At 66.8% G+C, this 232-nt stretch carries 1 protein-coding gene; it reads right to left on the bottom strand.

Translation table 11 applies throughout. The features are described 5' to 3' along the window. Window positions 1-232 (bottom strand): tRNA-guanine transglycosylase (locus ACQG3P_RS24635; protein WP_426806514.1); only part of this gene is annotated, 232 nt, incomplete at both ends.

Consider the following 232-nt stretch of genomic DNA (forward strand, 5'->3'; position numbering starts at 1 on the left):
CTGGTCAGGTCGTGGTGTACCCCGCCCTGGACGCTGCCGAACAGCGCCCCGTCTTGGCCCAGTTCGTGGTGCGGGTTGCGGGTGCGCTGGGCCCTGCGCAGGCTCAGCTCCATCGAGGTGCGCGCCACCGGCTCGGTGGCCGGGTACGGGGTGCACTCGTCGAAGATCATCTCGATGTCCGAATCGAGCACCTTCTGGATCTTCATGCTCTCTTCCGGGCCCAGGAACACCA

This window comes from Stenotrophomonas sp. SrG (genome assembly GCF_050031795.1).
Taxonomy (GTDB): Bacteria; Pseudomonadota; Gammaproteobacteria; order Xanthomonadales; family Xanthomonadaceae; genus Stenotrophomonas; species Stenotrophomonas rhizophila_A.